17 protein-coding genes and 2 tRNA genes are annotated in these 22170 nt (G+C 72.2%); 3 read left to right on the forward strand and 16 right to left on the reverse strand.

Annotation, left to right across the window (positions count from 1 at the left end; translation table 11 throughout):
- Positions 1–292: 292 nt before the first annotated feature.
- From hemW to lepA, 3 genes are all read right to left on the reverse strand, one after another.
- Positions 293–1525 (reverse strand): radical SAM family heme chaperone HemW, encoded by a 1233-nt coding sequence (gene hemW, locus SVTN_RS12645; protein WP_425428964.1) that lies wholly within the window; start codon positions 1523–1525, stop codon positions 293–295.
- A 59-nt stretch (positions 1526–1584) separates the two neighbouring features.
- Positions 1585–3462 carry an AMP-dependent synthetase/ligase gene (locus SVTN_RS12650; RefSeq protein ID WP_041129188.1) on the reverse strand — a complete coding sequence of 626 codons (1878 nt, stop codon included), beginning with the start codon at positions 3460–3462 and terminating at the stop codon, positions 1585–1587.
- A gap of 186 nt (positions 3463–3648) precedes the next feature.
- Positions 3649–5514 carry a translation elongation factor 4 gene (lepA, locus tag SVTN_RS12655; RefSeq protein ID WP_041129189.1) on the reverse strand — a complete coding sequence of 622 codons (1866 nt, stop codon included), beginning with the start codon at positions 5512–5514 and terminating at the stop codon, positions 3649–3651.
- A 185-nt stretch (positions 5515–5699) separates the two neighbouring features.
- On the opposite strand from lepA, the gene rpsT reads away from it, so the two are divergent.
- Complete coding sequence (rpsT, locus tag SVTN_RS12660) at positions 5700–5966, forward strand: 30S ribosomal protein S20 (RefSeq protein WP_030494120.1); 267 nt, start codon at positions 5700–5702, stop codon at positions 5964–5966.
- Between the two features lie 586 nt (positions 5967–6552).
- Here the strand turns inward: rpsT and holA are convergent.
- Positions 6553–7542 (reverse strand): DNA polymerase III subunit delta, encoded by a 990-nt coding sequence (gene holA, locus SVTN_RS12665; protein ID WP_041129190.1) that lies wholly within the window; start codon positions 7540–7542, stop codon positions 6553–6555.
- Between the two features lie 62 nt (positions 7543–7604).
- On the opposite strand from holA, the gene SVTN_RS12670 reads away from it, so the two are divergent.
- Positions 7605–7847 carry a hypothetical protein gene (locus tag SVTN_RS12670; RefSeq protein WP_041129191.1) on the forward strand — a complete coding sequence of 81 codons (243 nt, stop codon included), beginning with the start codon at positions 7605–7607 and terminating at the stop codon, positions 7845–7847.
- A gap of 25 nt (positions 7848–7872) precedes the next feature.
- Here the strand turns inward: SVTN_RS12670 and SVTN_RS12675 are convergent, their stop codons facing one another.
- The 11 genes from SVTN_RS12675 to SVTN_RS12725 form a co-directional block, all read right to left on the reverse strand.
- Complete coding sequence (locus SVTN_RS12675; protein WP_041129192.1) at positions 7873–8757, reverse strand: YceI family protein; 885 nt, start codon at positions 8755–8757, stop codon at positions 7873–7875.
- Positions 8758–8855: 98 nt separating this feature from the next.
- A complete protein-coding gene (locus SVTN_RS12680) occupies positions 8856–9665 on the reverse strand; it encodes an arylamine N-acetyltransferase family protein (RefSeq protein WP_041129193.1) in 810 nt (269 codons plus the stop codon).
- Positions 9666–9698: 33 nt separating this feature from the next.
- Positions 9699–10961, reverse strand: coding sequence for an MFS transporter (locus SVTN_RS12685; RefSeq protein WP_041133834.1), 1263 nt, complete (start codon positions 10959–10961; stop codon positions 9699–9701).
- Between the two features lie 5 nt (positions 10962–10966).
- A complete protein-coding gene (locus SVTN_RS12690; protein WP_052499084.1) occupies positions 10967–11587 on the reverse strand; it encodes a winged helix-turn-helix domain-containing protein in 621 nt (206 codons plus the stop codon).
- 99 nt (positions 11588–11686) lie between these two features.
- Entirely contained in the window at positions 11687–14236 is a 2550-nt protein-coding gene (locus tag SVTN_RS12695) for a ComEC/Rec2 family competence protein (RefSeq protein WP_041129194.1), read from the reverse strand.
- Positions 14233–14994 carry a ComEA family DNA-binding protein gene (locus SVTN_RS12700; protein WP_425428965.1) on the reverse strand — a complete coding sequence of 254 codons (762 nt, stop codon included), beginning with the start codon at positions 14992–14994 and terminating at the stop codon, positions 14233–14235. The genes SVTN_RS12695 and SVTN_RS12700 overlap by 4 nt, the downstream gene beginning before the upstream one ends.
- Positions 14995–15319: 325 nt before the next feature.
- Positions 15320–16165 carry a DegV family protein gene (locus SVTN_RS12705; protein WP_041129195.1) on the reverse strand — a complete coding sequence of 282 codons (846 nt, stop codon included), beginning with the start codon at positions 16163–16165 and terminating at the stop codon, positions 15320–15322.
- A gap of 142 nt (positions 16166–16307) precedes the next feature.
- Positions 16308–17072, reverse strand: a complete 765-nt coding sequence (locus SVTN_RS12710; RefSeq protein WP_041129196.1) for a hypothetical protein — start codon at positions 17070–17072, stop codon at positions 16308–16310.
- 123 nt (positions 17073–17195) lie between these two features.
- Positions 17196–20069, reverse strand: coding sequence for a leucine--tRNA ligase (leuS, locus tag SVTN_RS12715; RefSeq protein ID WP_041129197.1), 2874 nt, complete (start codon positions 20067–20069; stop codon positions 17196–17198).
- Positions 20070–20351: 282 nt separating this feature from the next.
- Positions 20352–20424: transfer RNA gene (locus tag SVTN_RS12720), tRNA-Ala, on the reverse strand.
- A gap of 73 nt (positions 20425–20497) precedes the next feature.
- Positions 20498–20570: transfer RNA gene (locus tag SVTN_RS12725), tRNA-Ala, on the reverse strand.
- A gap of 123 nt (positions 20571–20693) precedes the next feature.
- On the opposite strand from SVTN_RS12725, the gene SVTN_RS12730 reads away from it, so the two are divergent.
- A complete protein-coding gene (locus tag SVTN_RS12730; protein WP_041129198.1) occupies positions 20694–21914 on the forward strand; it encodes a glycosyltransferase 87 family protein in 1221 nt (406 codons plus the stop codon).
- Here the strand turns inward: SVTN_RS12730 and SVTN_RS12735 are convergent.
- Complete coding sequence (locus SVTN_RS12735) at positions 21893–22126, reverse strand: hypothetical protein (RefSeq protein WP_015033559.1); 234 nt, start codon at positions 22124–22126, stop codon at positions 21893–21895. The two genes, SVTN_RS12730 and SVTN_RS12735, sit on opposite strands and share 22 nt — an antisense overlap.
- Positions 22127–22170 lie beyond the last annotated feature (44 nt).

Genomic DNA, 22170 nt, shown 5'->3' on the forward strand with positions numbered 1-22170 from the left:
GGCTTCCGCGCCTGGACCCGCACCACGTCGTGCGGCGCCGCTGGGGTGCGGGTCCAGGCGCGGGAGCCTAGGCCCGGCTGGGGGCGCCGTCCCGTGTGCCCACCCGTCCCGCCCCAGCGGGACGATTGCCCACACGGCGGGTGGGCGACGCCCAGCCGGGCGCGGGCACCACGCGGGCGCGGGGCGAAGGCCCAGCCGGGCACGGGCCCACACGGAGGGCGGCGAAGGGCACCGCCCAGCACGGGCGCGGGCCCACACGGCGGCGGGTGCGGGTCCGCGACGGGGCGGCGGGCTAGTCCACCAGGTCCCGGACCACCGCGTCGGCAAGCAGCCGCCCCCGCAGCGTAAGAACCGCCCGCCCCTCCCCGTACGGCCCCGCCTCAAGGAGCCCCTCCGCGAGGGCCTTGCGGGAGGCGGCCAGGCCCTCCGGCCTGAGGAGGTCCAGCGGGCACCCCTCCCGAAGCCGCAGCTCGAGCAGGATCCGCTCCACCCGCCGGTCCTCGTCCGCGAGGATCTCCCGCCCGGCACCGGGCGACCGGCCACCCGCCAGCGCAGCGGCGTACGCCCCGGGGTGCTTCACGTTCCACCACCGGACGCCGCCCACGTGCGAGTGGGCACCGGGCCCCGCGCCCCACCAGTCGGCGCCGCGCCAGTACAGCTCGTTGTGGAGGCAGCGCCCGGCCTCGGAGGTGGCCCAGTTGGACACCTCGTACCAGGAGAAGCCCGCCTCCTCGAAGGCCGCGTCGGCGATCAGGTACCGGTCGGCGTGCACGTCGTCGTCGGTCATGGGCACTTCACCGCGCCGGATGCGCCGGGCGAGCTGCGTGCCCTCCTCGACGATCAGGGCGTACGCGCTGACATGATCCGGCCCGGCCCCGATCGCCGCATCCAGCGAGGCACGCCAGTCGTCGTCGGTCTCGCCGGGGGTGCCGTAGATCAGGTCGAGGTTGACGTGCTCGAACCCGGCGGCCCGCGCCTCACCGACGCACGCCTCGGGCCGCCCGGGCGTGTGGGTCCGGTCGAGGACCTTCAGCACGTGCTGCCGGGCGCTCTGCATCCCGAAGGAGATCCGGTTGAAGCCGCCTTCCCGCAGCTCACTCAGGTACGCCGGGTTCACGGACTCCGGATTGGCCTCCGTCGTCACCTCGGCGTCGTCCGCGAGCCCGAACTCGTCCCGGATCGCCCCCAGCATTCGTACGAGGTCCCCGGCGGCGAGCAGCGTCGGCGTGCCGCCGCCGACGAAGACGGTCCGCACGGGCCGCGGGTCGTCCCCGAGGACCTTCCGGGCGAGCCGGATCTCCTCGACGACCTGCTCGGCGTAGTTGTCGCGGGAGGCGAGCACACCGCCCGTACCGCGCAGCTCGCTCGCGGTGTACGTGTTGAAGTCGCAGTAGCCGCAGCGCGTCGCGCAGTACGGCACGTGCAGATAGAACCCGAGCGGCCGTTCCCCGGCCCCTTCGAGGGCACTCGGGGGCAGCGCCCCGTCGTCGGGCACGGGCTCACCATCGGGCAGTACGGAAGGCATGAGCCCCATTGTCCCGTACTGCCCGAGGTAACGGCCCGGCCCGCAGGTCAGGCCTCAGGTCAGGCCTCCCGCGAGCCCGCGTACATCTCCTCGATGAGGTCCTTGTACTCGCGCTCGACGACCGGGCGCTTCAGCTTCAGGGACGGGGTGAGCTCGCCGTGCTCGATGTCGAGGTCGCGCGGCAGCAGGCGGAACTTCTTGATCGTCTGCCAGCGCTGGAGGCCCTCGTTGAGGCGGTCGACGTAGCCCTGGATCAGCTTGACGGTCTCCGGGGCGGCGACGACCTCGGCGTACGACTTGCCGCCGAGGCCGTGTTCGGCGGCCCAGCCGAGGAGGGCGGGCTCGTCGAGGGCGATGAGGGCGGTGCAGAAGTTCCGGTCGGCGCCGTGGACGAGGATGTTCGAGACGAACGGGCAGACGGCCTTGAACTGGCCCTCGACCTCGGCCGGCGCGATGTACTTGCCGCCGGACGTCTTGATCAGGTCCTTCTTCCGGTCGGTGATCCGCAGGTAGCCGTCGGCGGACAGCTCGCCGATGTCGCCGGTGTGGAACCAGCCGTCGGACTCCAGGACCTCGGAGGTCTTCTCCGGCAGGCCGTGGTAGCCCTCCATGATGCCGGGGCCGCGCAGCAGGATCTCGCCGTCGTCGGCGATCCGGACCTCGGTGCCGGGGAGCGGCTTGCCGACGGTGCCGGTGCGGTAGGCCTCGCCCGGGTTGACGAAGGAGGCGGCGGAGGACTCGGTGAGGCCGTACCCCTCCAGGATGTGGATGCCGGCGCCGGCGAAGAAGTAGCCGATCTCGGGGGCGAGGGCGGCGGAGCCGGAGACGCAGGCGCGCAGGTTGCCGCCGAAGGCCTCGCGGATCTTGCCGTAGACGAGGGCGTCGGCGACCTTGTGCTTCGCGGAGAGGCCGAAGGGCGCGGAGGCGGTGCCGGTGCGGCGGAAGTTGTCCTGGGTGGCCTTGGCGTACTCGCGGGCGACCTCGGCGGCCCACTGGAAGATCTTGTACTTGGCGCCGCCGCCGGCGCGGGCCTTGGCGGCGACCCCGTTGTAGACCTTCTCGAAGATGCGGGGGACGGCCGCCATGTAGGTCGGCTGGACCACCGGCAGGTTCTCGATGATCTTGTCGACGCGGCCGTCGACGGCGGTGACGTGCCCGACCTCGATCTGGCCGGAGGTGAGGACCTTGCCGAAGACGTGGGCGAGCGGCAGCCACAGGTACTGGACGTCGTCCTGGGTGACGAGACCGGTGGCGGCGATGGCCTTGGCCATGTACGACCAGTTGTCGTGCGGGAGGCGGACGCCCTTGGGGCGGCCGGTGGTGCCCGAGGTGTAGATGAGGGTGGCGAGCTGCGTGGGGGTGATCGCGCCGACCCGCTCCTTGACCGCCTCGGGGTGCTTCTCCAGGTACGCCTTGCCGCGCGCCTCCAGGTCGGCGAGGGAGAGGACGAACTCGCCGTCGCTCTCGACTCCCTTGGTGTCGACGACGACGACGTGGTGGAGGTTCGGCAGATCGGCGCGGCGCTCGACGGCCTTGGCCAGCTGGGCCGCGTCCTCGGCGATGAGGACCTTGGACTCGGAGTCGGAGAGGATGAAGGCCGACTCCTCGGCGTTGGTCTGCGGGTAGACCGTGGTGGTCGCGGCGCCCGCGCACATCACGCCGAGGTCGGCGAGGATCCACTCGACCCGGGTGGAGGAGGCGAGGGCGACGCGCTCCTCGGCCTGGACGCCGAGGTCGACGAGGCCGGCGGCGATCGCGTAGACCCGCTCGGCGGCCTGTCCCCAGCTGAGCGACTTCCAGTCGTCCGGGCCGGTGCCGGAGGCGGCGGGCACCGGGTAGCGGTAGGCCTCCGCATCCGGGGTCCGCTCGACGCGCTCAAGGAAGAGGGTCGCCACGGAGGGCGGCCGGTTCTCGATCTGGGTCTGTGTGTCGCTCACGACGTCCTCCGGGCGGCGGCGGTGCCTGCTGGTGGTTCGTAACTAACTGGCGAGTAACCTTCGAGCCGGGATCAGAGTAGAGGCCGGAATGCTGCCACGTAAGGGCCTATGGATAACGAACAGGCCCACGTGCGCTTCGCACGTGGGCCCATTCGGTGCATAAGGCAGCTACTCCTGCCCGCCCGGTTACTTCTTCTTGCCGGAGGACTCGTCGCTGGAGAGGACGGCGATGAAGGCCTCCTGGGGCACCTCCACCGAGCCGACCATCTTCATGCGCTTCTTGCCTTCCTTCTGCTTCTCCAGCAGCTTCCGCTTACGGGAGATGTCACCGCCGTAGCACTTGGCGAGGACGTCCTTCCGGATGGCGCGGATGGTCTCGCGGGCGATGACCCGGGAGCCGATGGCGGCCTGGATCGGCACCTCGAAGGCCTGCCGCGGGATGAGCTCGCGCAGCTTGGCGACGAGCCGGACACCGTAGGCGTACGCGGCGTCCTTGTGGGTGACGGCCGAGAAGGCGTCGACCTTGTCGCCGTGCAGCAGGATGTCGACCTTCACCAGGCTGGAGGCCTGCTCGCCGGTGGGCTCGTAGTCGAGGGAGGCGTAACCGCGGGTCTTGGACTTCAGCTGGTCGAAGAAGTCGAAGACGATCTCGGCGAGGGGCAGGGTGTAGCGGATCTCGACCCGGTCCTCGGAGAGGTAGTCCATGCCGATCAGGGTGCCGCGACGGGTCTGGCAGAGCTCCATGATCGCGCCGATGAACTCGCTCGGGGCGAGGATCGTGGCGCGCACGACGGGCTCGAACACGTCGCTGATCTTGCCCTCGGGGAACTCGCTCGGGTTGGTGACGGTGTGCTCGCTGCCGTCCTCCATCACGACGCGGTACACGACGTTCGGCGCGGTGGCGATCAGGTCGAGCCCGAACTCGCGCTCCAGACGCTCACGGATCACGTCGAGGTGGAGGAGGCCGAGGAAGCCGACGCGGAAGCCGAAGCCGAGCGCGGCGGAGGTCTCCGGCTCGTAGACCAGCGCGGCGTCGTTGAGCTGCAGCTTGTCGAGGGCCTCGCGGAGGTCCGGGTACTCCGAGCCGTCCAGGGGGTAGAGGCCCGAGAAGACCATCGGCTTCGGGTCCTTGTAGCCGCCGAGCGGCTCGGTGGCGCCCTGGTTCTGGGAGGTGATCGTGTCACCGACCTTGGACTGCCGGACGTCCTTCACACCGGTGATGATGTAGCCGACCTCGCCGACGCCGAGGCCGTCGGAGGAGGTCATCTCGGGCGAGGAGACACCGATCTCGAGGAGCTCGTGAGTGGCTCCGGTCGACATCATCCGGATGCGCTCACGCTTGTTGAGCTGCCCGTCGACCACTCGTACGTACGTCACGACACCGCGGTACGAGTCGTACACGGAGTCGAAGATCATCGCGCGGGCGGGGGCGTCGGCGACGCCGACGGGCGCCGGAACGTCCTGGACGACGCGGTCGAGCAGCGCCTCGACGCCCATGCCGGTCTTCGCGGAGACCTTGAGGACGTCCTCCGGCTGGCAGCCGATGAGGTTCGCCAGCTCCTCGGAGAACTTCTCCGGCTGGGCGGCCGGCAGGTCGATCTTGTTGAGGACCGGAACGATCGTGAGGTCGTTCTCCATCGCGAGGTACAGGTTCGCGAGGGTCTGCGCCTCGATGCCCTGCGCGGCGTCGACGAGCAGGATCGTGCCCTCACAGGCGGCGAGCGACCGGGACACCTCGTAGGTGAAGTCGACGTGCCCGGGAGTGTCGATCATGTTCAGGATGTGCGTATTGCCCTGAGCCGGCCCCTCGGTCGGCGCCCACGGCAGCCGGACCGCCTGGGACTTGATCGTGATGCCGCGCTCCCGCTCGATGTCCATCCGGTCGAGGTACTGGGCACGCATCTGCCGCTGGTCGACCACACCGGTCAGCTGGAGCATCCGGTCGGCAAGCGTGGACTTGCCGTGGTCGATGTGCGCGATGATGCAGAAGTTGCGGATCAGAGCCGGGTCGGTACGGCTCGGCTCGGGCACGTTGGTAGGAGTCGCGGGCACGCAGGGATCTCGTCTCGGGCGATGTTCAGAACGGATACGTAGACACCATGGTCCCATGCCCGCCGCCCGGCGCCCGGTTTGGGCGGCCCTGAGAGTGGCTGATACTGTGGACAGCTGTGTCTCGCATGCCCTCTCAGCTGCGGGGCGCATCCAGAAGGAACATCGAACCTGTAAAGGCTCTTTTCGTGGCGAACATCAAGTCCCAGATCAAGCGGAACAAGACGAACGAGAAGGCGCGCCTGCGCAACAAGGCCGTCAAGTCCTCGCTCAAGACCGCGATCCGCAAGGCCCGTGAGGCTGTCGCCGCCGGCGACCTCGAGAAGGCCACCGTTGCCGCTCGTGCCGCCTCGCGTCAGCTCGACAAGGCTGTCTCGAAGGGTGTCATCCACAAGAACGCCGCCGCCAACAAGAAGTCGGCGCTGGCCATCAAGGTTGCCTCCCTCCAGGGCTGAGCTCTGATGTGATCGGCCGTACGGGAACCAGCGGGCCCTCTACCCCGCTCCCGCCCGGCCACCCGGACTCGCGCGCGGACGCGTTCGCCACGCGGGCGCGAGCCCACCAGCTGTAACGCCGAAGGCCCCGTGACCTCCTTCCCCAGGAGGCCACGGGGCCTTCGCCGTACCCGGGACCGAACGGGGAGGGCGGGGCGAACCAACCGCTGCGCCGCCGGCCCCGGGACGGACCTGCCGCCTCCGGAACGGACGGCGCGAGGCGGCCTCCGACGGCAAGCGGCTCGGCCCGGGCAGGCCGAGCCGCGGGCCCGGAGCAGGCGGCGCGAAGCTGCCGCCCGGTTACGGGGGTCCGGGGGGCGGAGCCCCCGGGAAAAACACACCTCAACCCCCACCAGCCCCCGGCAGGGTTTCGGGAAGGGGCGGGGAGGGGGCCCTCCCGGACGGCACCCACGCGACCCGCACCGACCACGAACCGCCCCGCACGACACCGCCCGGCCCCGCCCCACACCCCCAAGGACCACCCGCGCGCCGCACGGCAACCCGCACGGCCCGCCGACCGCCCAGGCACGCCGGCCGGGCCCGCCTGCTAGGCCCGCCGCATCCGCGCCGCTCGCGCCACCGCGACCACCGCCTTCTCCAGGGCGTACTCCGGGTCGTCGCCCCCGCCCTTCACCCCCGCGTCCGCCTCCGCGATCGCCCGCAGGGCCAGCGACACCCCGTCCGGGGTCCAGCCCCGCATCTGCTGCCGCACGCGGTCGATCTTCCAGGGCGGCATGCCCAGCTCCCGCGCCAGGTCGGCGGGCCGCCCGCCCCGCGCCGAGGAGAGCTTGCCGATCGCCCGTACGCCCTGGGCCAGCGCGCTGGTGATGAGCACGGGCGCGACCCCGGTCGAGAGCGACCAGCGCAGGGCCTCCAGGGCCTCGGCCGCCCGCCCCTCGACGGCGCGGTCCGCGACGTTGAAGGAGGAGGCCTCGGCACGGCCCGTGTAGTACCGCCCGACGACGGCCTCGTCGATCGTCCCGTCGACGTCGGACGTGAGCTGCGAGACCGCGGACGCGAGCTCCCGCAGATCGCTGCCGATCGAGTCGACGAGCGCCTGGCAGGCCTCGGGCGTGGCCGACCGCCCGAGCGCCCGGAACTCCTGCCGCACGAACGTCAGCCGCTCCGCCGGCTTCGTCGTCTTCGGGCAGGCGACCTCCCGGGCCCCGGCCTTGCGCGCCGCGTCGAGCAGCCCCTTGCCCTTGGCGCCGCCGGCGTGGAGGAGGACGAGCGAGATGTCCTCGATCGGGTCGTCCAGGTACGCCTTGACGTCCTTGATCGTGTCGGCGGAGAGGTCCTGCGCGTTCCGCACGATCAGCACCTTGCGCTCGGCGAAGAGCGAGGGGCTGGTGAGCTCCGCGAGCGCCCCGGGCTGGAGCTGGTCGGGGGCGAGGTCGCGGACGTCCGTGTCGGCGTCGGCGGCCCGCGCGGCCGCCACCACCTCCTGGACGGCGCGGTCGAGGAGCAGGTCCTCCTGCCCCACGGCGAGCGTCACGGGGCCGAGGAGGTCGTCGGGGGAAGTCTTTCTGGTGGCCATCGCGGTCCAGCATCCCACGGGCCACTGACACCGCCGCCCGGGACGGGGACGAGAATGGCGGGGTGAGTGAACGACACGTACTGGTACTCCCCGACCGCGACGCCGCCGAGGAGGTCGCCGGGGAGCTCCCCGACCTTTTCGGCCTGGCCGAGGAACCGCAGCTCGTACGGGACGCCCTGGCCGGCGAGGACGACGCCGAGGACGCGCAGTGGCTGGTGGTCGTCGAGGACCCGGACGCCCGCCTCGACCCGGCGGCGCTCGACGCGCTGGCCGCCGAGTACGAGGGCTGGCTGGAGGCCCCGTAGGGCCCCGGGCGCGCCCGTCAGCCCGTCAGCCCTTCTTCGGAACGATCTGGACGTCGAGGTCGATGCTGATGCTGGACCCGACGGCCGCGATGCCCCGCGCGAGCAGCGTCTGCCAGGTGAGGGTGAAGTCCTCGCGGTGCAGCTCGGTGGTGGCCCGGCAGGCGCCCCGGGTCTCACCCTCCAGGCCGTTCCCGAGGCCCAGGTACTGGGTGTCCAGGGTCACCGTGCGGCTCACGCCGTGGAGGGTGAGGGCTCCGGTGACGGCCCAGCGGGTGCCGCCCCGGTGGACGAAGCGCTCGCTGAAGAACTCCAGCGTCGGGTAGGCGCCGACGTCGAGGAAGTCGCCGGAGCGCAGGTGGTCGTCGCGCATCTGCACCCCGGTGTCGATGGAGGCCGCGTCGATGACGACGTGCATCGCGGACCGCTCCATGCGCTCGGCGATCCGCACGGCTCCCGCGAAGCTGTTGAACCGGCCGTGGATCCGGGCGAGGCCGATGTGGCGCGCCGTGAAGCCGATCTGCGAGTGCAGGGGGTCGATCTCCCAGTCGCCCGGCTCGGGGAGCTGGGGCTGGGGCGCGACCTGGAGCAGGACGTCGCCGAGGCCGTGGTGTTCGCCCTCGGCGACGACGGCGCTGCCGTGGTACGGCGTGTAGCCCTCGGAGGTGACGGCGACCCGGTACTCCCCTGCCGGCACGGTCGCGAGGACCGTGCCGTACGGGTCGGTCTCGCCGCCCAGGACCTTGCGGCCCGCCGCGTCGCTGACGACGAACTCGGCCTGCCGGACGGGTTCGTGCACGGGGTCGAGCACCCGGCAGCTGAGCACGCCCGCCGAGGAAGGGACGGCGAGGCCGGCGAGCGGGCCGCCGCGCGAGGCTCCCGCCACGCGCTTCCCGAAAAGACGATCGAACATTCTTCACGCACCCCCGTGCGACTCGTTCACCATGCAACGAAGTCGCATTCGATCACCGTTGAGGCGTTCGAGGCAAACGGGACGAGTGACGGCAAGTGTTACCGAGGGTCCGAATTGGGGATTCCGCTTCTTACGGCCGGCAGCACGTCGAACTCGATGCCGAACAGCTCCCGGTACGCGTCCCTCACCGCCTCCTCCCCTTCGAGAACCCGCTCCTCGCGCTCGCCACCCGTACGAACGATCAGCTTCGGGGCGCTGAGCGTGATCCGCCCCTCCTCGGTGAGCCGGGAGCAGATGAGGGACCGCGGGAAGTGCGAGTCGGGCGAGGTCTGGTGGTACCAGGCGCCCACCGTGAAGTCGGCGAGCTCCCGCGGCCGCGTCTCCAGCCGGTACTTCGGCTTCCCGTCCCGCAGCACGTCCAGGTCGCCTTCCTCGGTCTCGACGATCCGGAAGACCCCGCCCGGGTCCTGCTGGTCGTCGCGGGCGTCGAAGGCCAGCGGGTAGTGGCTGTGGTCGCCGAACCCGACGTCGGCCAGCCACCGCTCCCCCTCGGCCGTCTCCACGAGCAGTGCCATGTGGTCGTACGGGATGCCCGGCTTCCCGTCCGGTCCGATCACCCGCGCCTGGAGCAGCGCGACCTCGTACCCGAGCCCCCGCAGCAGGACGGCGAACGCCGTGTTGATCTCGTAGCAGAACCCGCCCCTGCGGGCGGTGACCACCTTGTCGAGGAGCGCCTTCTCCTCCAGGACGACGGGCTCGTCGAGGTGGAGGGAGAGGTTCTCGAAGGGCACGGTCCGCAGGTGGAGCAGATGCAGCTCGCGCAGCGCGGCGGCGTCGGCCCGCCCCGGCCGCTGCGCACCGATGCGGCGCAGGTAGGCGTCGATGGCGGCAGGTTCGTGTGTGGTCATACCGGCAGTCTGCCTTCTCGATGATCCGCTCCTCTACGCGATTACCACCGACTCCCCTTCCCGCGTGGGCAGTTCCCGCGTCTTCGGCACCGGCGAGGGCAGCAGCCAGAGCACGGCGAGCACGGCTCCGGCGGTGGCTATCCAGAGCGTGGGGCGCAGTCCGATCGCGGTGCCGAGCAGACCGCCGGCGAGCGCGCCGAGCGGGCGGAAGCCGTGGTTGAGCGTCCGGTACGCGCCCATGACCCTGGCCCGTACGGCATCGGGTATCAGCGCCATCTGAAGGGACCCTCCGGCGATGTCGGCGAACATCACCCCGACGCAGGAGAGGAACTCCGCGAGGAAGAGCACGCCGATCACCAGCGGAAGCGGTCCGCCGGCCAGGGGCACCAGGAGCAGCGGCAGGGTGAATCCGAGGAAGCCGGCGACGAGCGAGCCGCCGATGCCGATCCGCCGGACGACCGCCCCGCTCCACACCGCCCCGAGGAGACCGCCCACGGCTCCGGCCGCGAGCACGAGGCCGAGCAGGCCCGCGCCGATGCCGAGTTCGGTGGTCGCGTAGAGCACGAAGAGGGTGGAGAACATGAAGTTGAAGAACTGGACCGTGGCGGAGGCGGCGAAGAGCGCGCGCATCGAACGCTCCCGGACCACCCAGCGCAGCCCTTCGGTGAAGTGCCCCTTGGCCACGGGCGCCGGCGCGGGTTCGACCGGCTTGATCCGGGCCAGGTACCCGGCCGACACCACGTACGTGACGGCGTCCGCGACCAGGGCGAAAGGTGCGGTGAGGAACTGCACGAGCAGGCCCCCGATGCCGGGTCCCGCGAGCCAGGCCATCGAACGGCTGCCGTTGACCAGCGAGTTCGCCTGGACGTAGTGCTCGGCGGGGACGAGTGCGACGAGCACCGTGGCGTTGCAGACCTCGAAGAGCACGGTGAGCGCGCCGATTCCGAAGGCCACCGCGTACAGCTGGCCGAGCGTCAGCGCGTCCAGGGCGTAGGCGACGGGGAGGGTCAGGACCAGCGCCGCCCGTCCGAGGTCGGCCGCGATCATGGCGCGTCTGCGACTGGCCTGGCGGTCGGCCCAGGCGCCGAGCGGCAGGTTCAGCAGGAGGGCGGGCAGCAGTTCGGCGGTCTTGAGCAGGCCCATCGCCGTGGCGTCGGCGCCGAGGACCAGGACGGCCGCGAGCGGGATCGCGATGAGCGAGACCTGGTCCCCGGCGAGGGAGACGGTCTGCCCGGTCCAGTAGCGGCGGAAGGTCCGCTCGCGCAGCAGCGCCGGTACGCGTTCCACGAGGGCCATCTCGATCACTCCTCTTCGCTGTCGGGGATGTCCTGGTCCAGGTAGGCGATCCGCAGGATGCTGACGGGCCGTGCGCCCTCCGGCCTGAGGGACGGGTCGGACGCGCGGGCCTCGTAGGGCCGGAGCAGCTCGTCGATCCGCTCTCCGATGCCGGCCAGCTCCTCGGGGGTGAGGTGGAGCAGGGAGTCGCCGAACTGCTCGGCCTCCCGCCACTCCTTCGGCAGCCGGTGCCGGTTCTCCAGGGCCCGGGTGACCCGCTCGAAGTAGCGCTCGGCGACGGCGGTGCTCAGCGCGTCGGCCGCCTCGGCGACCGTCGCGTCCTCGCTGTACTCCGGCCACTCCGTGTACCGGGCCGTGGCCCGCCAGGGCTTCTCCCGCCCGCGCCCGCCGGGTGCCTCCTCCACCAGCCCGTACTTGGCGAGTATCCGCAGGTGGTAGGAGCAGCTGGCCACGGATTCGCCGGTCAGCTCGGCGGCCCGGGTGGCCGTGAAGGGCCCACTGCTGCGCAGCAGCCCCACCAGCGACATCCGCAGCGGATGGGCGTAGGCCCGCAGGGCGCGCGGGTCGGTGAGTCGGATACTGCGGGGCTGCTCGCCCCCGGCTTGCGGCTCGCTGTTCTCCGTCATGATGTAAAGCTATCTTTAGAAAGACTCCTTTACAAGGTTTTCTTTACAAGCCCTCCCAACGCCTCACCCTCCTCCCGACGGCCTCGCCCTCCCGGCGCCTCACCCTCCTCCCGGTACGGCCACCAGCCCGCGTCCCGCCCCCACCACCGCGATGGCCCCGTCCCGATCGGTCCGCAGCACCCGCGCGCCGCCCTCCCGCAGCGCCTCGAGGGTCCGGGCCGAGGGATGTCCGTACGGGTTGTCGCGGCCCGTCGACACCAGCGCGAGTCTCGGCCGCACCACCCGCATCAGGCCCGGGTCCTGGTGCGCGGAACCGTGATGGGCGACCTTGAGCACGTCCACCGGCCCCAGCTCCGGATGGACCCGCGACAACGCCCGCTGGGCCGGCGGTTCGAGGTCCCCGAGGAGCAGCAGACTCAGCCCTCCGGCGGCACGGACGAGCATCGCCACACTGGCGTCGTTGGGCCCGCCTCCGGACTCCCCGGAACCCGGAGGCCCACCGGAGACCGGGGACTCCGCCGCCCCCGCCCACGGCCAGAGCACCCGCCACTCCAGAGCCCCGACCCTCCGCCGCTCACCCGGGCCCGCACGGATCAGCGGCACCCCGGCGGCGGCCGCCGTCCTCCGCACGAACGCGGCCTGGGCGGGCGGCTCTTCGAGCCCCGTGGTCTGGATCGCCCCCACCGACCTCCCCCGCAGCACACCCGGAAGCCCGGCCACATGGTCCGCGTGGAAGTGGGTGAGCACCAGCAACGGCACCCGCCGCACCCCGAGCTCGCGCAGACAGCGGTCCACCGGCACGGGGTCGGGGCCCGCGTCCACCACGACGGCGGAGTCCCCGCCCGCCGCGAGCACCGTCGCGTCCCCCTGCCCCACCTGGCACATCGCGAACACCCAGCCCGGCGGCGGCCACCCCGTGACCCACCGGGCCAGCGGCACCGGCCGCACCACCACGAGCAGGAGCACCGCGGCGACGGTCACGCCGACCGCACCCCGGTACGGCAGCCTGCGCGCCCCGAGGACCACCAGCGCCGTGAGCAACGCCAGGGCGAGGCCGCCCCACCACCCGCCGGGCCAGGCCAGCTCGGCCCCCGGCAGCGCGGCGCCCGTCCGGGCCACCCACGCGATCCACCCGGCCGGCCATCCCGCCACCCACGCGAGCCCCTCGGCGGCCGGTGTCCAGACCGCCGCCAGGGCGAGCGTGGCGAACCCGCACACCGTCGCCGGCGCCACCGCGAGTTCGGCGACGAGGTTCGCCGGAACGGCCACCAGACTCACCCGGGCGGCGAACACCACCACGACCGGCGCGCACACCGCCTGCGCCGCCAGGGCCGCCCCCAGCGCCTCCGCCAACCCGCCGGGCACCCGGCGCCGCCGCAGCGCCTCGCTCCAGCGCGGGGCGATCGTCAGCAGCGCCCCGGTGGCCAGGACCGACAGGAGGAAGCCGTAACTCCGCGCGAGCCAGGGGTCGTAGAGCACCAGGACGAGGACGACCGCGGCCAGCGCGGGGATCAGCGATCTCCGGCGCCCGGTCCCGATCGCGAGCAGGGCGACCAGCCCACAGGCCGCGGCGCGCAGCACGCTCGGATCGGGCCGGCAGACGATCACGAAGGCGAGCGTCAGCCCTCCCCCGGCCAGCGCCGTGACCCGCAGCGACAGTCCGATCCGGGGCGCGAGCCCGCCCCGCTCCACCTGGTGCGCCCTCCCGGGCCGCCCGATGAGCAGGAGCAGCACGATCGTGAGGTTGCTGCCGGAGACCGCCAGGAGGTGGGTGAGATCGGTCGCCTCGAACGCATCCCGCAGCTCGGGGCCGACCCTGGAGGTGTCCCCGACGACCAGTCCGGGCAGCAGGGCCCGCGCGTCCGGATCGAGCCTCTCGGTCGCCCTCCGCAACCCGGCCCGCAGGTCCCCCGCCGTCCGTTGCAGCGCGCTCGGCGGGCCGACGATCCGCGGCGGCCCGGCCCCGTCGACCTTGAGCACCGCCGCGAAGGGCTCGCCGGGCCGCAGCGGCGGCGCGAGCCGGGCACCGACCATCAGCCGGGTGGTGGGAAGGAGCCTCAGCCACTCCTCCCGCCCCTCCCCCGACGGGACGATCAGCAGGACCGGCGCCCGGGTCCGGTGGACCGAGCCGTCCGACCGCTCGACCCGGGTCACCTCGCCGTCCAGGACGACCGAGACCGGCGCCATCGCGTTGCCCCGGACCTTGGGCCGGGTGAGCCGTGGATCCGAGGTCACCGCCACCTCGAGACGCGCCCGCGCGTACTCCCGCGCCAGCTCCGGCACGGGCCCCCGCCGAAGGTCCGCCGCGTGCAGCCCTGCCGAGGTGGCCCCGGCCGCCGCACAGAGCAGGACCCCGGCCCACGCGGTCGCCCGTAACCGCCACCCCGGCGTGGCCCCCGGCACGGGAGACCCACGGCCGGCGCCCGGGCCGCCGCGCCACCGGGCCGCCCCGCGCATCAGCAGGACCAGGGCGCCCACCAGGCAGACCGTGACACCGGCCACCGTCCACCACCCGGTGGTGCCCACGGCACAGGCCGCCGCCGCCCAGGCCGCCACGGCGAGGGGAACGAGCCGAAGATCGGTGGGCCCCTCCCGCCCCGCCGGCTCCCGCGCGCCGCCCTCCTCGTCGATCTCCTCGTCGTGCTTCATGGCCGGACCAGCGGTTCGAGGTCGGCGAACCTGCGCTCACCGATGCCGTCGACCTCCCGCAGTTCCCCGACCGACCGGAAGCCGCCGTGCTCCGTCCGGTGGTCGACGATGTGCTGGGCGAGTACGGGTCCCACCCCCGGGAGGCCGTCGAGTTGTTCCGCCGTGGCGGTGTTGAGGCTCAGCGGCGTCCCCGGCGCACCGCCCCCGGCACCGCCGCCGGGACCGGGGCCGGGGTCGGAGCCGCCCGTCGGCACCCCCGGCAGACCGACCAGGACCTGCTCGCCGTCGAACAGGACGCGGGCCCGGTTGACCCCAGTGAGGTCCGCGCCGGGCTCGGCCCCACCCGCCGCCCGCAGGGCATCCGCCACACGCGAGCCGGCCGGCAGGGTCAGCACCCCGGGCCTGCGCACCTTGCCGCCGACGTCGACGACGACCCGCGCACCGGAGGCCTCGACCCCCGGCACCGGCCTCGGCACCGGCCCCCGTCCCTCCCCCGGCCCGGGCTTCGGTGCGGGTGCCGCGGCCAAGGGGGCAGCGGCGCGGACGAGTTCGGGAGCGCGCACCGGCTCCGGCCGCCCGGTCCAGAAGTACCCGCCCGCGAGGCCCGCGGCCACGAGCAGGACCACCGTCAGCGCCGCCAGCGCCTTCGGTTCGAGCCCGCACCTGGTCTGCACCCACACCGGGGTCCGGTCGCGGAGCAGGGCGGCCAGCCGCTCCCGTACCCCTGGCGGGGAACCGCGCTCCGGCGCCTCTGGCACTCGCCGAACCTCCGGCGCGCCCACCGGAGGCGGCGCACTCACCGGAGGCGGCACCCACGCCGGCACCGGCGGGGCCGTCCTCGGGAACAGGGCCTCCCCCCGCCGCCGTACGACGCCCCCGGGCAGCGTCGGGGCCCGTCCGTGCCTGTCGGCCGGAGCACCCGCCGCGCCCGAGGTCCTGGGGGTGGTCGATGCGATACGTGTACGAAGAGTCATGTCCGTGACGGTAGAGATCACGGGCGGCCCGTGCGGAGCTCAGCCTGCTTCCGTGGACAGGCACTCCGCTGTGGAAAACTCCCTCACCCGTGTGGGGGACGGACCGGACTCAGCGCGGCGAGACGACGACCGCGAGGAGACCGGGGCCCGTGTGGGCGCCGATGACCGCGCCCACTTCGCTGACCTGGAGTTCCTCGATGCCCGGTACGCGTTCCCTGAGCCGGTCCGCGAGCGCGGCGGCTCGCTCCGGTGCGGAGAGGTGGTGCACGGCGATGTCGACGGAGCCGGAGCCGGCCCGCTCCACGGCGATCTCCTCCAGGCGTGCGATCGCCTTCGAGGCCGTGCGCACCTTCTCCCGCAGTTCGATCCGCCCGCCGTCGAGTTCGAGGAGCGGTTTCACGGCGAGTGCGGAGCCGAGCAGCGCCTGTGCGGCGCCGATGCGCCCGCCCCTGCGCAGATAGTCCAGGGTGTCGACGTAGAAGTAGGCGGAGGTGCCCGCGGCGCGCTTCTCGGCCGCCGCGACCGCCTCGTCGAGGGAACCGCCGGCCTCCACGACCTCGGCCGCCGCGAGGGCGCAGAAGCCCAGCGCCATGCCCATCATGCGGGTGTCCACCACGCGTACGGGCACGGGGGCGCCTTTGGCCGCGAGCACGGCGGCGTCGTAGGTCCCGGAGACCTCGGCGGACAGATGGAGCGAGACGACGCCCTTCGCGCCCGCCGCGGCGGCCTCGCGGTAGGCCTCGGCGAAGACCTCGGGGCTCGGCCGCGAGGTGGTGACGGGCCGGCGCTTCTGCAGGGCCTCGGCAAGGGCCTTCGCCGAGATCTCCGTGCCCTCCTCGAGGGCGCGGTCGCCGATGACGACGGTCAGCGGGACCGTGGTGATCTCGTGCCGCTCCCTCGTCTGGCGTGGCAGGTAGGCCGTGGAATCGGTGACGATCGCGACATGCCGGGACATGAGCGGGAGGTTACCCGCCGAGGCCGCCGTGTGGCAGCCCGGCCCCCCTCAGCGGACACGGGTCCGCGCCCCGCACGGCTCGCCCGGTCCCCCGTCGGGCCCCTGCCCGCGCCCCGGCACGGCTTCGCCCGGGGTCGTCACGTCAGGTCGTGGTCTCCGGACGGGCCGACTTCTCCCAGGAGTAGGCGGTCCGCCGGGGCTCGGGCGCCGCGATCGCGGAAGGCTCTCCGCCGGCCCCCTGTCCGGTCTGGCCGGCGGGTCCTGCGGGCCGTGCCCGTCCGTCGCCCGTCGCCGCCGCGTCCGGCATGCCGGTACCCGCCGCGGGACCGGCCGCGCGGCCCGTCCTCGGCGTGGTCTCCGAGCCCGCCCAGTGGCGCAGGGCATCCGCCTCGACGTCGATCTGCGCGCTGAGCGTCGACAGGTCGTCCTCCGCGAACCTCAGCGCCCGGTCCCGGGCGGCGTGCCGCAGCGCGTCGGCCGAGCCCGTGATCCGCTCGGTCCGCGCGGTGAGGTCGGGTAGCTGCCCGGCCACCCAGGCCCGGTCGGGCTCCCGCTCCAGGCGCTTGAGCTCCGCGTCCAGTTCGAGCCCGTGGGCGCTCAGCCGGTGGAACAGGTCGAGCGACTCCTTCAGCGAGGCGTCCTCGCCGACGCCCGCCTGCAACGCCTCCTGGGTGGCGCGCATCGAGGTGCGCAGCGAGAGCCGCAGCCGGGCCAGCTCTCCGGCGGCCCCGGCCTGGCCGAAGCTCTTGGCCCGCAGCGTGGTGTCCTCGACCGTGCGCCGGGCCTGGTCCAGGGTGCGGTCGACGCCCCGCGCGGCGGCCTTCGCGACCTTCACGGCGACGAACACCCCGAGCGCCACGAAGGACAAGAAGAGCAGCGCCATGATCGTGATAATCGTGGCTTCCATGTGCGCCCCTCCGGCGTCCGTCGAATCCCCACGGCTGTGGTTCCTCCACGTTAAACGGAACGGGCAGGTTGAGGGTTCCATCGGAACCCCCAACCTGCCCGTAGGGGAAACCCCTATGTGCCGCTAGCCGGCGACGATGTTGACCAGCTTCGGCGCGCGCACGATCACCTTGCGGATCTGGGCGCCGCCCAGCGCCGCGACCACGTGCGGGTCGGCCAGCGCCAGCGTCTCGAGGTCCGCGTCCGTGATCGACGGCGGGACCTCCAGGCGGGCCTTGACCTTGCCCTTGATCTGCACGACGCAGGTCACGGCCTCGTCGACGACGTACGCCGGGTCGGCGACCGGGAAGTCCTGGTGGACGACCGAGTCGGTGTGACCCAGCTTGCGCCACAGCTCCTCGGCGATGTGCGGGGCCAGCGGGGCGACCAGCAGCACCAGCTGCTCGGCGACCGACCGGGAGATCGCGCCACCGGACTTGGTCAGGTGGTTGTTCAGCTCGGTGATCTTGGCGATGGCGGTGTTGAAGCGCATCGCGGCCATGTCCTGGGCGACGCCGTCGATCGCCTTGTGCAGGGCGCGCAGCGTGTCCTCGTCGGGCGCGGTGTCGACGACCGTGACCTCGCCGGTCGCCTCGTCGACCACGTTGCGCCACAGCCGCTGCAGCAGCCGGTACTGGCCGACGACCGCGCGCGTGTCCCAGGGGCGGGAGACGTCCAGCGGGCCCATCGCCATCTCGTACAGGCGCAGGGTGTCGGCGCCGTACTCGGAGCAGATCTCGTCCGGCGTGACCGCGTTCTTCAGGGACTTGCCCATCTTGCCCAGGACGCGGCTGACCTTCTCGCCCTGGTACCAGAAGCCGCCGTCCCGCTCCTCGACCTCGGCCGCCGGCACGGCGATCCCGCGCGCGTCCCGGTAGACGAAGGCCTGGATCATGCCCTGGTTGTACAGCTTGTGGAACGGCTCGGCCGAGGAGATGTGGCCCAGGTCGAACAGGATCTTGGACCAGAAGCGCGCGTACAGCAGGTGCAGCACGGCGTGCTCGGCGCCGCCGACGTACAGGTCGACGCCGCCGGTCGGCATGCCCTCGCGGGGGCCCATCCAGTACTGCTCGACGGCGGGGTCGACCAGCTTCTCGGAGTTGTGCGGGTCGAGGTAGCGCAGCTCGTACCAGCAGGAGCCGGCCCAGTTGGGCATGGTGTTGGTCTCGCGCCGGTAGCGGCGCGGACCGCGGCCGTCGCCCAGGTCCAGGGTGACGTTGACCCAGTCCTCGTTGCGGGACAGCGGGGTCTCCGGCTGGGTGTCCGCGTCGTCGGGGTCGAAGGTGCGCGGGGAGTAGTCCTCGACCTCCGGCAGCTCCAGGGGCAGCATCGACTCGGGCAGCGAGTGGGCGACGCCGTCCTCGTCGTAGACGATCGGGAAGGGCTCGCCCCAGTACCGCTGGCGGCTGAACAGCCAGTCGCGCAGGCGGAAGTTGACGGTGCCCTCGCCGATGCCGCGGTCGGCCAGCCAGGCGGTGATCTTCGCCTTGGCGTCGACGACGCCCAGGCCGTCCAGGGAGATCTCGTCGTTGGCCGAGTTGACCAGCTTCGCCTCGTACGAGGAGAAGGCGTCGTCCCAGGTCGACGGGTCGGTGCCGCGGTCGTCCGAGGGCTCGACGACGCAGCGCATCGGCAGCTCGAAGGCGCGCGCGAAGGCGAAGTCACGGCTGTCGTGCGCCGGGACGGCCATGATCGCGCCGGTGCCGTAGCCCATCAGGACGTAGTCGGCGATGAAGACGGGGACCTGGGCGCCGCTGACCGGGTTGGTCGCGTACGCGCCGGTGAAGACGCCGGTCTTGTCCTTGGCCTCGGCCTGGCGCTCGACGTCGGACTTGGAGGCGGCCTGCTTGCGGTAGGCGTCGACGGCCTCGGAGGGGGTGGCGTGACCGCCGGTCCACACCTCGTGGGTGCCCTCGGGCCAGGCGGCCGGGACGATCTTCTCGACCAGGTCGTGCTCGGGCGCCAGGACCATGTAGGTGGCGCCGAACAGGGTGTCCTGGCGGGTGGTGAAGACGGTGATGGCGCCGGTGTCGCCGACCTGGAAGTCGACGCGGGCGCCCTCGGAGCGGCCGATCCAGTTCCGCTGCTGCAGCTTGATGGCCTCGGGCCAGTCCAGTGCGTCCAGGTCGTCGAGCAGGCGGTCCGCGTAGGCGGTGATCCGCATGTTCCACTGGCGCAGCTTGGCCTTGAAGACGGGGAAGTTGCCGCGCTCGGAGCGGCCGTCGGCGGTGACCTCCTCGTTGGCCAGGACGGTGCCCAGGCCGGGACACCAGTTGACGGGCGCGTCGGAGGCGTACGCCAGGCGGTACTCGCCCAGGACGTCGGAGCGCTCGGCGGCGCTCAGCTCGCTCCACGCGCGCGTGCCGGGGACCTCACGCGTGCCGTTCTCGAACTGCTCGATCAGCTCGGCGATCGGCCGGGCCTTCTTGGCCTCGTCGTCGTACCAGGAGTTGAAGATCTGCAGGAAGATCCACTGGGTCCACTTGTAGTACTCCGGGTCGATCGTGGCGAACGACCGGCGCTTGTCGTGGCCCAGGCCCAGCCGTCGCAGCTGGACCTTCATGTTCTCCATGTTGGCCTCGGTGGACACGCGCGGGTGCGTGCCCGTCTGCACGGCGTACTGCTCGGCCGGCAGGCCGAAGGCGTCGAAGCCCAGGGTGTGCAGCACGTTGTGGCCGGTCATGCGCGCGTGGCGGGCGAAGACGTCCGTGGCGATGTAGCCGAGCGGGTGGCCGACGTGCAGGCCCGCACCCGAGGGGTACGGGAACATGTCCATGATGAACTTCTTGGGCAGGGCGGCGACCGCGGGGTCGCCCGCCAGGTCACCGGTGGGGTTCGGCGCCTCGTAGGTTCCCTCGGCGTCCCAGAAGTCCTGCCAGCGTGCCTCGATGTCGGCGGCCATGGCCGCCGTGTAGCGATGAGGGGCCGCCGTCTCGGCGGCCGTCGTGATCTCGGTCATGGTCCTTGATGCTCCATCGATCGTCTCTGCCCACTGCCACGAACTGCCCGAAATGAAAAATCCCCTCGCACAGGAGGGGATGCCGCGCCGACTCCGACGGGATGTCTGTCACCCGTCGGGACTGGTCAGCGCGGCTCGGTAAGCAGGAGGCGTACGGCACGCATGGCGCCAGGGTACCGCAGGGCCCGAGCGGGCCGCACCGACGTTCCACGGAGCGGCACCGGAGGACCACGCACGAAAGAAGCGGGCCACCCTGTCCGGGTGACCCGCTTCTTCGATCTGTGGAGCTAAGGAGAATTGAACTCCTGACCTCCTGCATGCCATGCAGGCGCTCTACCAACTGAGCTATAGCCCCGCGTGCGGGAATTATTCAGATTACCGCAGAACCGGCGCAAGCCATCCGGACCGGATGGCTCACTTCCGTTCTGTGGAGCTAAGGAGAATTGAACTCCTGACCTCCTGCATGCCATGCAGGCGCTCTACCAACTGAGCTATAGCCCCTTGAGGTGCCGTCCGCTTCGATCTTCTTCGTCGCGGCGACGAACAGAACAGTAACGGCCCGCCCGGCAGATCTCCAAATCGATTCTCCGGACCCTCCTGACCTGCCGGGTAGGGTCGCCGACTGTGTCCGTCTCCGTGCTCTCGAAAACCCGCGCCCGGCCGTGGCCCCTGGCCACCGCCGCGGCGGTCTGCCTGCTCTCGTTCGCGGCCTTCTGGGTGGCGCAACGCCTCGCCCACGTGAACATGCTCGACGTCATGGTCTACCGGGCCGAGGGGGAGACGGTCCGGGCCGGCGGCGACCTGTACGCGATGCGGGCGACCTCGGCGAACCTCGGCATGACCTACCCGCCCTTCGCGGCCCTGCTGTTCGTCCCGCTGACCCTGGTGGGTGTTCCGCTGATGCGGACGCTCACCACGGCGGGGAACCTGCTCCTGGTGGTCGCCCTGGTGCAGCTGTCGCTCCAGCTGATCCGCCCCTCCCTGTCCCGTACGGACCTGTGGCGCACGACGCTGTGGGTCGCCGCCGTCGTGGTCTGGTGCGAGCCGGTGTGGACGACCCTGCGGTACGGCCAGATCAACCTGCTCATAGCGGTGGCGGTGCTCTGGGACCTCACCCGCCGCGAGGGCAGCCGCTGGGCCGGCCTGGGCATCGGCCTGGCGACCGCGGTGAAGCTCACACCGGGGCTCTTCGTGGTCCTGCTGCTCGCCGCGGGCCTGCTCCTGTGGCGCCGGGACCGGGGCATGAACCAGTGGCTGCGCACGGCGCTGACGGCGACCGGGGTGTTCCTCGGGACGACGCTGGCCGTGGCGCTCGCCCTGCCCGCGGACTCGAAGCGGTTCTGGACGGAGACCCTGTTCGAGACCGGCCGGGTCGGCTTCGCCGAGGAGACCGCGAACCAGTCGATCCGCGGGGTCCTGGCCCGGCTGATGCACACGGACGACCCGGGCATGTGGTGGGCGGTGACCGCGGCCGTCCTGGGCGGCGCGGCGATGGTGCTCGCGGTACGGGCGGCGGTGCGCGGCGACAAGGCGGTGGCCGTGGTCGTCTGCGCGTTGACGGCGCTGATGATCAGCCCGATCTCCTGGTCCCACCACTGGGTCTGGTGCGTGCCCCTGCTGATCCTGCTCGCGGACCGCGCCACGCGCGCGTGGCCGGTGACGGGGGCCGTGGCGCTGGCCTTCGCGTCGTTCGCGCTGTGGTGGGTGCCGCACGACCCGGGCCGCCCCGAACTCGACCAGAACGCGGGGCAGATGCTGCTGTCGGCGATCTATCCGCTGACGGCGACGGCGCTGTTCGTGGGATACGCGTGGACGCTGCGGCGTCAGGCCGTGGCGAAGGAGTAGAACCGCTTGAGGGTGCAGTGCTCGTCGAGGAGCCGGCCGTAGATCGGCTCCCCCTCCAGCTCGCGGTAGGTCTCGATCGGGTCGCCTTTTATGATCAGCGCCCGCGCGCACTCCTCGCACCAGTACTGGAACCCGGGGTTGACGGGGTCCATGTCGCGCACGATGGGCGTACCGCTGCCGCACCAGTCGCACTTCCGCCTGTGTGCACCCATGAATCAGCTCCAGCTGTGGCCGCAGGCCGTACACCCATAGGACA

Origin of the sequence: Streptomyces vietnamensis (assembly GCF_000830005.1) — a bacterium.
Classification (GTDB): domain Bacteria; phylum Actinomycetota; class Actinomycetes; order Streptomycetales; family Streptomycetaceae; genus Streptomyces; species Streptomyces vietnamensis.

What these genes read in the sequence shown, in the direction of transcription:
- SVTN_RS12690 (WP_052499084.1), bottom strand. Translation starts at nt 11,587, where the DNA reads ATGACGGAGAACAGCGAGCCGCAAGCCGGGGGCGAGCAGCCCCGCAGT.
- SVTN_RS12705 (WP_041129195.1), bottom strand. Translation starts at nt 16,165, where the DNA reads ATGTCCCGGCATGTCGCGATCGTCACCGATTCCACGGCCTACCTGCCA.
- SVTN_RS12680 (WP_041129193.1), bottom strand. Translation starts at nt 9,665, where the DNA reads ATGACCACACACGAACCTGCCGCCATCGACGCCTACCTGCGCCGCATC.
- SVTN_RS12735 (WP_015033559.1), bottom strand. Translation starts at nt 22,126, where the DNA reads ATGGGTGCACACAGGCGGAAGTGCGACTGGTGCGGCAGCGGTACGCCC.
- hemW (WP_425428964.1), bottom strand. Translation starts at nt 1,525, where the DNA reads ATGCCTTCCGTACTGCCCGATGGTGAGCCCGTGCCCGACGACGGGGCG.
- SVTN_RS12710 (WP_041129196.1), bottom strand. Translation starts at nt 17,072, where the DNA reads ATGGAAGCCACGATTATCACGATCATGGCGCTGCTCTTCTTGTCCTTC.
- SVTN_RS12695 (WP_041129194.1), bottom strand. Translation starts at nt 14,236, where the DNA reads ATGAAGCACGACGAGGAGATCGACGAGGAGGGCGGCGCGCGGGAGCCG.
- SVTN_RS12685 (WP_041133834.1), bottom strand. Translation starts at nt 10,961, where the DNA reads ATGGCCCTCGTGGAACGCGTACCGGCGCTGCTGCGCGAGCGGACCTTC.
- leuS (WP_041129197.1), bottom strand. Translation starts at nt 20,069, where the DNA reads ATGACCGAGATCACGACGGCCGCCGAGACGGCGGCCCCTCATCGCTAC.
- SVTN_RS12675 (WP_041129192.1), bottom strand. Translation starts at nt 8,757, where the DNA reads ATGTTCGATCGTCTTTTCGGGAAGCGCGTGGCGGGAGCCTCGCGCGGC.
- holA (WP_041129190.1), bottom strand. Translation starts at nt 7,542, where the DNA reads ATGGCCACCAGAAAGACTTCCCCCGACGACCTCCTCGGCCCCGTGACG.